Below are 10,299 nucleotides of genomic sequence, written 5' to 3'. Positions count from 1 at the left end.
CGAAGCAGGGGGCGGAAAGGCGGTGAAAGATGCCCCTGAGCGGGTTTTCAGACACGACCTAATCATGTTGTTGTTCATTTTCGAAGGGAAAATGCCGTTATAACAATAGAGAAGCAATTGATTCCACGAAAGAAAGGAAAGGGATGTAGTGAATTTGATGAAAAGTTGGAGCTTGTCGTTCAAGGACGCCCGCAGATGGTTTGCAGCGACGTTGGCATTAGCCCTTATGCTGGGTACGTTCGGCGGGGTCGCGCAGGCGGCCGAGGATACAGTCACGGGAATCGAGATGGATTACGAGGATGCCGATTACAATTCCGTCACCTCTTCGCTCGAGATGTTCGTGGAGGACGACAAGGTTAACGTCACGGTGCTGGCTTCCATATCGGGCTCTACGTCCAAGAAGGACGTCACGACGGAAGCTGCTTGGAAAACATCGAACAGCTCCGCGGTCAAAGTAGACAAAGGCGTATTGACGGGGGTCGGCTCGGGAACGGCGACCATTACCGCTACTTATAAAGGCTACAGCGCAACGATTAAGGCAAAATCCGATTTCGTCTATGACGAAGTTATTCTACTTCAGAACGGCAGCACTGCGCCGACGTCCATTGCTGACATTAAGCTGGGCGAGACTGTCGTATTCACGCTGGACGGCAAGAAAGGTTCCGCCGAAAGCATTGACATCACGGAAGATGCGACATGGACTTCGTCAAGTTCCTCCGTCGCGACGGTCGACGCCGGCCGCATTACGTTAGTCGGTGCCGGCACGGCAACGATCACGGCCAAGTTCAAAGGCAAGTCGGACACGATCAAGCTGACGATCACATCGCCATACAAGTCGATCGAGATCGGACCGAAGCAGCCCGGCGACTTGCTGGATATGGAAATCGGGTCGGACGACCGAGTCCTGAGCGCCACGGTTACTCCAAAGACGGGCGGCACTCTTGTCGTCACGGACGAAGCGAAGTGGACGAGCGCCAACACGAAAGTCGTCACGGTAGAGAAGGGCGTCGTTACCGCGGTAGGCGCGGGCAAGACGACTATTACGGTTTCTCACTTAGGCGTGACAGACACGCTGAGCGTAGTGGTGCGTACGCCATACCAATCGATCAGGCTTTCGCCGGAAAAAGAATTTCATATGCAGTTGCAAGATAATCCACTGCAGATCAAGGCGGAAGTAGTGGATAACAAAAACGAGGAAAAAGTCATTACGACTGAGGGAACATGGACCTCCTCCGACGTCTCCGTCGCCATTGTATCGCAAGGCAAGGTGACACCAAAGGGTGTAGGCACGACCAAAATCACCGTTTCTCATTTAGGTATCAGCCGCAGCATCGACGTAACCGTCTATCCAAGCATCCGGAAGATCAAAGCCGAGAAAACGGAAATCGACGGATTCAAGGGCATTACGGGCGAGCTGCCGAAGATTACGGCAATGACGTTCGATGGCTCTACCATCGACATCTCCAAGCTCGTAAAGTGGACGAACTCCGATGACGAGATCGCCGAGCTGGACGGCACAAAGTGGACGGCCAAGGCGCTGGGGGAAACGACTTTCACCGCAACGGCGCAAGGCTACGAAGCCGAAGTCACGCTGACTGTCCACCTCAAGCCGGTCAAGCTTATCGCCGAGACAAAGGATTTGAGCATCATCACCGGCAAGTCCTCCGATCTTCCGAAGGTGAGCGTGATCTATGAGGATGGCGAGGAAGCCGATATTTCCAAGTCGATCGAATGGAAGACAACATCGGACAACATTCTGCTGTTGGAGAAATCGATGAAAGGCTTGGAGGCGTCCACCGTCACATTGACCGGCACGTACTTGAACAAGACAGTCTCCGTTCGCGTGAAGATCGAGGAAGAAATCGTGAGGTTCGAGGTGGATCCTAGCATCATCGAGCTTAATCCGAACCGTTCCAAGTCGATCAAAGTATACGGCTATTATAAGGATGGCAAAAAAGTTTCCATCGGCACCAAGATGAACTGGACCATTGCGAACAGCAATATCGCAACCGTAAGCGGCACTTCTTCCGTCAAGGCTCTTAATGTAGGCTCGACCAAGGCAACGGGCTCCTACCAGGGCAAGACGGTAGAAATCCCTGTACTCGTAACGCCTAAGTTGAAGTCGCTGCAGTTGTCATCCAAGTCCGCACAGCTCGCGATCGGCGGCACCTACAGCGTAACGATCCAGGCCGTATATCTCACAGGCAGCCCCGTTGACGCCACTACAGACGCTGTATGGACTTCGTCCAAGGAAAGCGTAGCTACCGTGAAAGACGGCAAGATCACCGCCGTGAGCAAAGGCTCGGCTACAATCAAGGCATCTTTCGGCGGCAAAAGCGCGTCGTTCCGCGTGACGGTGAAATAATACAATAAAGCAGCAAAAGCCTTCCAGCCGATATTTCTTCGGTCTGGAAGGCTTTTTTCATACAAGTTTGCCTTGTCTGGCACGTAACGGACATGGGCGACGTTATTCTTGGATTTTTTCTATTTTCTAAAATCTAACAGACACAATCGACTCTATTTGTACGATCCCGGCAGCATTTTGTTTGATTCCAATCAAATAGCGTCTTCCCTGACTGTTAAAGTTTATTTGAGACAAAAAACGGGCGAATAGTGCCGCTGATGTCGGTTATATTTTTTTCGCAGAACATCCTGACGGTCCTTCCTGTACTTGCGTCAGAAAGAACCAACGGCGTCACACCTGTTTGTCCTCTCTCCTGTCTGCCCCTTTCTCTAATAAGGGGAAAAGCTCCCTCTATTAACCCCATCCCCGCCCTCGCTTGCTCTTTAGAGGGAAATCCTACCTCTAATTCCCAGCAAATCGCTGTTTTCGGGTTGAACCACCCCGATTAGAGGGAGGTTTTCCCTCTAAGTGGAGCCGACACTCCGATTTTTCAGGATTACAGGGAGCTTTTCCCTCTATTTTCCTTATGTGATATACGAGGGTTCTCTTGAAGATAAGCGCGACCTTCAGCTTTGCAAAGCAAAGCCGTTATGGCGACAAAGCGTGAACAAAACGTGCTTGTTGACCAAACTAAACAGGTGTGTGCGGGACTTAGGCGTGCTATTACTCAGGTGTGCGCGGAACTCAAACGTGTTATTACTCAGGTGTGTGCAGAACTCAGGCATGTTCATACTCGGTACGCGTACCGTAGCTACAACGACCGAACTAGCGCTCCACCCCAAAACTTTAAAATTCTATATATCAAAACACAAAAAGCGAAGCCCCAAGTTTGCAAGCATCGGGCTTCGCTTCATGTATAAAGCTCTTACGCGTAATGGCAAGCCGCAAAATGGCCCTTGCTGACTTCCGCCAGCTTCGGCTCGTCCGTCTTGCACTTATCCGTCGCGAGCGGGCAGCGCGTATGGAACTGGCAGCCCTTCGGCGGGTTGATCGGACTCGGCAAATCGCCCTTAAGCACGATGCGCTCGCGGGTCGCTTCGACCTGCGGATCCGGAATCGGAATCGCGGAAAGCAACGCTCTCGTATACGGATGGCGCGGGTTGTCGTACAGCTCGCCGGATTCGGCAAGCTCCACGATTTTGCCCAGGTACATCACGGCGACGCGGTCGGAAATATGTTTCACCATGGACAGGTCATGCGCGATAAACAGATACGTCAGCCCCATCTTGCGCTGCAATTCCTGCATCAGGTTGACCACCTGCGCCTGGATCGACACGTCGAGCGCGGAGATCGGTTCGTCGGCGATGATGAACTTCGGATCAACGGCCAAGGCCCGCGCAATGCCGATACGCTGGCGCTGACCGCCGGAAAATTCATGCGGGTAACGGGTCGCATGCTCCGGATTCAGGTTGACGAGATCAAGCAGCCCCTCGACCTTGCGCTTCCGCTCGGCCTTGCTGCCTGCAAGCTTGTGAATATCGAGCGCCTCGCCGATGATGTCGGTTACCGTCATCCTTGGATTCAGGGACGCGTACGGGTCCTGGAAGATCATCTGCATATTGCGTCGCAGCGCCTTCAGCTCCGCGCCGCGCAGCTTGTAGATATCCTTGCCCTCAAACGTCACACCTCCGCTTGTCGGCTCGTACAGCCGCAGAATCGTACGTCCAGCAGTCGATTTGCCGCAGCCGGATTCGCCTACGACGCCCACGGTTTCGCCGCGGCCGATCGAAAACGATATTTCGTTGACGGCCTTCAATATGTTGCCTTTGCCGAGGTTAAAAAATTTGCGAAGATCATTAACCTCTAATAATGGGGTGCTCTTGCTCATACCGGCACCTCCCGGTTCGCGTATTCATGAAGCATCCAGCAAGCGGCCGCGTGGGATTCGCTGCCTTTGATAGGATGCAAGTTAGGATCGTTGTCCACGCATACCTTCATCGCTTCGTCGCAGCGCGCGCAGAAGCTGCAGCCCGCAGGCGGCTTGATGAGATCCGGCGGCGTGCCCGGAATCGGGATAAGCGGCTCGTCTTTCTTCTGGTCCAGACGGGGCAGAGAACGCAGCAAACCTCTTGTATAAGGATGTTGCGGGTTCTGGAAGATCTCCCACTTCGTGCCCGTCTCTACGATACGACCTGCATACATGACGATAACGCGGTCGCAGACGTCGGCCACGACGCCGAGGTCATGCGTAATAAGAATGATAGAAGTGCCCATCTTCTGTTGCAGATCCTTCATGACGCTCATAATCTGCGCCTGAATCGTCACGTCCAGCGCCGTTGTCGGCTCGTCCGCGATCAATAGCTTAGGATTGCATGCCAAAGCGATGGCGATCATGACACGTTGCCGCATGCCTCCGGAGAATTGATGCGGATACTGCCTGATCCGTTGCTCCGGATTCGGGATGCCGACCAGATGCAGCATCTCGATCGCTCGCGCAGTCGCCTGCGATTTGCTGACGTTCTGATGTTTGATCAGACCTTCCGTTATTTGCGCGCCAACGGTCAGTGTCGGGTTTAGCGACGTCATGGGATCTTGGAAGATCATGCCGATCTTGTTGCCGCGCACAGTCTGCATCTCTTTCTCCGATAAGGTGAGCAGCTCTTGACCATCGAATTTCACCGAGCCGTTTTTGATGCGGCTAGGCGGAGACGGATTCAGCCTCATGATGGATTGGGCGGTTACGGACTTGCCCGAGCCGGATTCGCCTACAATCGCCACGGATTCGCCTTCCTTCACATCGAAAGATATATCTCGAATGGCTTGTACTTCTCCGCCATATACGTCGAACGATACGCTTAAGTTTTTCACTTCCAGCAAGGTCTTCATCTTGGGTTGACCTCCTCTCGGTTGTGCTGTGTTGTTATTTTTTCAGCTTCGGATCGAATGCGTCGCGCAGGCCGTCCCCGAAGACGTTAAAGGCAAAGATGGTTACGCTGAGGAAGATGGCCGGGAAGAACAAACGCCACGGATAGTTGAAAATACCGCCTACGCCGTCGTCGATCATCGTACCCCAAGAAGCAGCCGGCGATTGAACCCCCAGACCCAGGAAGCTCAGGAACGCTTCGGTAAAGATCGCGCTCGGGATCGTCAGGGTCAGCGTAACGAGAATCGGTCCCATCGCATTCGGCACCAGGTGACGGAAAATAATACGCATTGCGCCAGCGCCAAGGGACTTGGAAGCAAGCGCGTATTCTTGATTCTTGAGCTGCATGATTTGGCCGCGCACGATCCAGGCCATGTTGATCCAGCCCGTAATCGACATCGCGACGATAATCGTCGTCAAGCTTGGCTCCATAACGACCAAAAGCAGGATAACGACAAGAAGGTAGGGAATGGAGTACAAAATTTCGGCGAAACGGTTCATGACCTCGTCGACTTTGCCGCCGTAGTATCCCATAATGCCGCCGTATATAACGCCGAGCACCAAATCGATCAGCGCCGCGACGACGCCTACAAACAAGGAAATCTGAGCGCCCTTCCAGACACGCTCGAACATATCGCGGCCTAGTTCATCGGTGCCGAACCAATGCGTTCCGTTCGGAGCCTGGTTCGTATTCGTCAATTCTGTCGTGTAATGGTCAAATGGCCAAATTAAGGGAACAACAAGGCAGCAAACCACCAGGGCGGCGATAATCCAGAAGCCCAGCATCGCAAGCTTATTGCTCGTAAGCCGTTTCCAGATATCCTGCCAGGCGGTCAGGGTTGCACGGCCGACTTCGTCGACGCGAACCTCTTCGCGGCGCAGCTTCTCGAACATGTCGGGAGTAAGCGTGTCCGACCGCTCCTTGCCGCGCGGTTTCGGATTGAAGTTAGACATCGTTTATTTCCCCACCTTTCCGCCGGCTCGCATGCGCGGATCCACCAGTACATATGCAATATCCGACAAGAAACGGCTAATCATCAAAATAACGGCGTAGAATATGGTAATGCCCATAATAAGCGGATAATCGCGATCTATAACACTCGTAACAAAGTGTTTGCCGATGCCTGGAATCGCAAAAATTTTCTCTACGACAACGGAGCCCGTAATGATGCCGGCGGTCAGAACGCCCAAATAAGTGACTACCGGGAGCATGGAATTCCGAAGCGCATGCTTTGCGACAATGACATAACCGGCAAGCCCTTTGGATTTGGCGGTTTTAATAAAATCTGCGTTTAATACTTCAATCATGGTGGATCTGAGGAGACGTGCGATAAAAGCGATCGGACCGGAAGCCAGCGCGATCGTAGGCAATACGTAATCCAACGGTCCATTGAGACCGGCGACTTCAAACCAGCCCAGCTTAGTGGCAAGGAAATATTGCATGACGGGAGCAAGCACGATACTTGGTATTGCGAGGCCGATAACAGCTATAATCATTGCCAGATTATCGATAAATTTGCGATGGTACATCGCTGCCAAAATGCCGAGAATGCAACCTACGACTACGGACGTCACGATCGCCGAAATACCCAGTCTTAATGAGGGCCCAAACGATTGTGCAATCATTTTGTCAACCGATTGGAACTTCTTCTTCATGGATATCCCCATGTCGCCTTGCAGAAGGTTGGCGAGATACTTCCCGTACTGTACATACAGCGGCTTGTCGAGGCCGTAATACGCTTCCAAGTTTTTCTGGACGGCTTCGCTGGTCGCCTTCTCGGACTGCAAAGGACTCCCCGGGATAGCGTTCATCAGCATGAACGTTGCCGTTACCAAAATAAACAAAGAGAGAACCATAAATAAAAACTTGCCGGAAATGTAGCGGAGCATACGATCACCCACTCTCTCACAATCTTTATTTGCATTTCAAAAGGGTATATATAGAGACTATATATACCCTTTTGACCGTTACTCTTAGAGGTTGTTCAAGCTCTTGTTTGAGAAAGCCACGGTTAAAGTGACCTTATTTCTTGCTGCCGAATACCCAGTCGATGTGACCCGCATAGTCGGATACTACGTTTTCGATGCCTGGTTTAACCATCGTTACAGTCGTGTAGTAGTAAGCCGGCAATACAGCCATGTCGTCTTGAATGGCGATTTTCTCGGCTTCAGCCAACATTTCAATCGTTTTCTCAGGCGTTTCCGCTACAAGGGAACCATCAAGCAGTTCTTGCACTTTAGGGTTGTTGTAACGACCGTCGTTGTTGCCGGATTTCGGGTGAATCAGGTCATACGTGAAGTTGATCGGGTGGTTGATGTCAGCGCCCCAGCCGGAACGAGCGATGTCGAATTGGCCGGCTTTACGAGTTTCGAGGAACGTGCCCCACTCCTGGTTAGCCAGTTTCACTTCTACGCCCAGCGTCTTGCGCCACATGTCAACTACCGCTTCAGCCAACTTCTTATGGCCCTCGCTTGTGTTATACAGCAATGTTACTTCCGGAAGAGTCTTCATGCCCTCTTCGGCCAAACCTTCCGCAAGTAGCTTCTTCGCTTCTTCAACGTTCTCCGTGAAGAAGGTGTCCGGATACTTTTCGCGGAACATATTGCCTTCGGAGCCAATGCTTGGCGGCACCAGACCGAATGCCGGTTGCTGGTTCGCTTGAGCCACGTTGTCGATCAGGGATTGACGATCGATTGCCATGGAGAATGCTTTACGTACTTTTACGTTGGAAAATGGAGCTTTCTCCGTATTGAACAGGTAATAGTAAGTCGAAGCTACGGAAGTTACTTCCGCTTTCTTCTCTTCGATCAGCTGTTTCGTCAGGTCTGTAGGGACAGAACCCGCTTGAGCGCCGATCCAGTCGATTTTATTTGTTTCGAACAATTGGTATACGGTGTTCTCGTCCTCGACAAGAGAGATGGTTACTTTGTCGAAGTTGATCGCATCTTTGTTGTAGTAATCGGGATTCTTCTCAAGAACCAGCTTGTCCGCATGCGCCCATTGCTTCAGAAGGAACGGTCCATTGGATACGATCGTTGCAGCTTCCGCAGCCCAGTCGGCAGCAGCATCGACAGTTGCTGGATGTACGGGCAGGTATGTGTAGTGAGCAAGCAAGCTCGGGAAGTAAGGTGCAGGAGTATAGAGCTTCACTTCCAACGTGTATTCGTCCAGCGCTTTAACGCCTACGTCGTCAGCGGTAGCTTCGCCGGCGTTGTATTTCTCGCCGTTCTCAAGGTAGAACAACATATATGCATACTCGGATGCCGTCTCAGGGTTCAAGCTGCGTTTCCAAGCATATTCGAAGTCGTTTGCTGTTACAGGGTCGCCGTTGCTCCATTTCACGTCGTCACGGAGTTTAATCGTGTACGTCTTGCCATCTTCTGAAGCAGTCAGTTCTTTAGCGATTGCATTTTCAGGCTCGCCCTTTGTGTTCAGACGAGTAAGGCCCTCATACAAACCTGCTGCCACAATGCTGGACTGGGCGTCCGTCATCAGAGCAGGATCCAAGCTTGGCGGTTCGCTTGCAAGAGTGAAGCGGAATTCTTGCGGAGCAGCTGGCGTTTCCGATCCGGCGTTGTTGCCGTCCTTGTTGCCCGGATTAGCCGCTTTGTTGTTGTTGCTTGTACAAGCAGTCAAAAGCATGCTGAATGCGACGATCAAAACTAGCATGAACTGTGCCGGCTTTTTGAAACTCCCTTTCACATACATCAACTCCTAATTTTATATATAATTTTTTTACAGCCGTGTTAATGTGACTTGAAAACTGAATTTCATTGAAAATGTCATCATTTCTCACATGAATTATTATTTATTCGACGTTAAACAATATACAACCAAAAATTAATAATTGTCAACCGACAACTTCTTCGAAAAACTTTCCAGCCGCTTTTTTACTATGTCCCTAGATCGGGAACATTATGAGCCGCCTGACAAATCGCCATGTTGTCATGCCTTTAACGCGTTGATGCGAATTTGCACTAATACGTATATGCATTAGAGCATTTAGGCGACAATGCGCCTATGTATTGATATTGTAACGCGTCTATACGCTTGTACAATGTTGCATCCATTTCCACTTTTGCGGAGGATGATTATTTATTGGTTTCGGTTTTTAACTTCATTACGATTCTTGTTTGCGTATTTTTTCTTCATTCCAAGGCGTTTTAGAACAACATACACCCTAGCTTTTACCGCAACCAAGATTACATTATAGTTATATTTTTACAAATAAAATTAATGAAATCAGTTTAACTAAACTCAGTTCAGCTATTCCACCATTGGAACAGTTTGACTTTATATATAGCCCTCTAAGAGCTTCTAGAGTAAACGGCTGTCTCCTCATCGGACAGGAGCGTTCTATTTTCGATTAGACGATGTTTCTAGAATCTAATAGACACACACGACCTATTTGAACCATCCGAGCATCTTTTTTCTTTGTTTCTACCATATAACGGCGATACCGGAGGTCGTCGATCATTGTGTGCAAAACTGGCAATGAAGCTGCAATCAATCGCCGGCAACCTGTCAACGGAAATGAGAGCCCTTATAGGGATCGTTTGGCCTGATATTAAAATCTAACGGAACTCTGCGACGTTATTCGTGAGAATTCCAGGTAATCACGGACTTTTGCACATCATAAAGGCTATAAGTTCCATTAGATTTGCGAAGGACCGCTTTTTGCCGAAATAACGTCATTCATTTCCGTTACAGTTGCTCCCGTTCATTATTTACCGGACACTTGCCCGCCATTTCACCTATGCACATTTAATAGACAGCCTCATACTGTCTGTTAGAATTTGGCCTAACTCCGTTTGTTACCCACATTCGAAATGGTTGCATCATTTCCTAAAACGACAAAAAAGCACCGTTGTAGCATTTTGCCACAACGGTGCTTTTTTCATGCAAAGTTTTTAATTAGGGCGTGTCTGAATACTCCGAGGGGAGCAGATTTTGCCGAATTTTCGTTTCATGCAAGGAACTTTTGTGAAGGCGTACCGGGGGTACGTCAAGCAAAAGTGACGAAGCAGGGGG

At 50.5% G+C, this 10,299-nt stretch carries 6 protein-coding genes; 1 reads left to right on the top strand and 5 read right to left on the bottom strand.

Annotation, left to right across the window (positions count from 1 at the left end):
• Window positions 1–157 precede the first annotated feature (157 nt).
• On the top strand, window positions 158–2,365 hold the full coding sequence (locus PAT3040_RS18645) for an Ig-like domain-containing protein (RefSeq protein ID WP_108993909.1): 2,208 nt from the start codon (window positions 158–160) through the stop codon (window positions 2,363–2,365).
• Window positions 2,366–3,269: 904 nt separating this feature from the next.
• Here the strand turns inward: PAT3040_RS18645 and PAT3040_RS18640 are convergent.
• The 5 genes from PAT3040_RS18640 to PAT3040_RS18620 all read right to left on the bottom strand — a co-directional run bounded on the left by PAT3040_RS18640 (window position 3,270) and on the right by PAT3040_RS18620 (window position 8,970).
• The gene (locus PAT3040_RS18640) at window positions 3,270–4,232 is read right to left on the bottom strand and encodes an ABC transporter ATP-binding protein (RefSeq protein ID WP_087569911.1); all 963 of its coding nucleotides are present in this window, start codon (window positions 4,230–4,232) and stop codon (window positions 3,270–3,272) included.
• Window positions 4,229–5,230 carry an ABC transporter ATP-binding protein gene (locus PAT3040_RS18635; protein WP_108993908.1) on the bottom strand — a complete coding sequence of 334 codons (1,002 nt, stop codon included), beginning with the start codon at window positions 5,228–5,230 and terminating at the stop codon, window positions 4,229–4,231. The genes PAT3040_RS18640 and PAT3040_RS18635 overlap by 4 nt, the downstream gene beginning before the upstream one ends.
• Window positions 5,231–5,264: 34 nt before the next feature.
• A complete protein-coding gene (locus tag PAT3040_RS18630; protein WP_087569913.1) occupies window positions 5,265–6,221 on the bottom strand; it encodes an ABC transporter permease in 957 nt (318 codons plus the stop codon).
• A 3-nt stretch (window positions 6,222–6,224) separates the two neighbouring features.
• Window positions 6,225–7,157 carry an ABC transporter permease gene (locus tag PAT3040_RS18625; protein WP_108993907.1) on the bottom strand — a complete coding sequence of 311 codons (933 nt, stop codon included), beginning with the start codon at window positions 7,155–7,157 and terminating at the stop codon, window positions 6,225–6,227.
• Between the two features lie 133 nt (window positions 7,158–7,290).
• Window positions 7,291–8,970, bottom strand: coding sequence for a peptide ABC transporter substrate-binding protein (locus PAT3040_RS18620; protein WP_181376710.1), 1,680 nt, complete (start codon window positions 8,968–8,970; stop codon window positions 7,291–7,293).
• Between the last annotated feature and the right edge of the window lie 1,329 nt (window positions 8,971–10,299).

The organism is Paenibacillus agaridevorans, assembly GCF_003112455.1.
Classification (GTDB): Bacteria; Bacillota; Bacilli; order Paenibacillales; family Paenibacillaceae; genus Pristimantibacillus; species Pristimantibacillus agaridevorans.
This window is presented reverse-complemented; position numbering and strand designations above follow the sequence as displayed.

What these genes read in the sequence shown, in the direction of transcription:
- PAT3040_RS18645 (WP_108993909.1), top strand. Translation starts at nt 158, where the DNA reads ATGAAAAGTTGGAGCTTGTCGTTCAAGGACGCCCGCAGATGGTTTGCA.
- PAT3040_RS18635 (WP_108993908.1), bottom strand. Translation starts at nt 5,230, where the DNA reads ATGAAGACCTTGCTGGAAGTGAAAAACTTAAGCGTATCGTTCGACGTA.
- PAT3040_RS18640 (WP_087569911.1), bottom strand. Translation starts at nt 4,232, where the DNA reads ATGAGCAAGAGCACCCCATTATTAGAGGTTAATGATCTTCGCAAATTT.
- PAT3040_RS18630 (WP_087569913.1), bottom strand. Translation starts at nt 6,221, where the DNA reads ATGTCTAACTTCAATCCGAAACCGCGCGGCAAGGAGCGGTCGGACACG.
- PAT3040_RS18625 (WP_108993907.1), bottom strand. Translation starts at nt 7,157, where the DNA reads ATGCTCCGCTACATTTCCGGCAAGTTTTTATTTATGGTTCTCTCTTTG.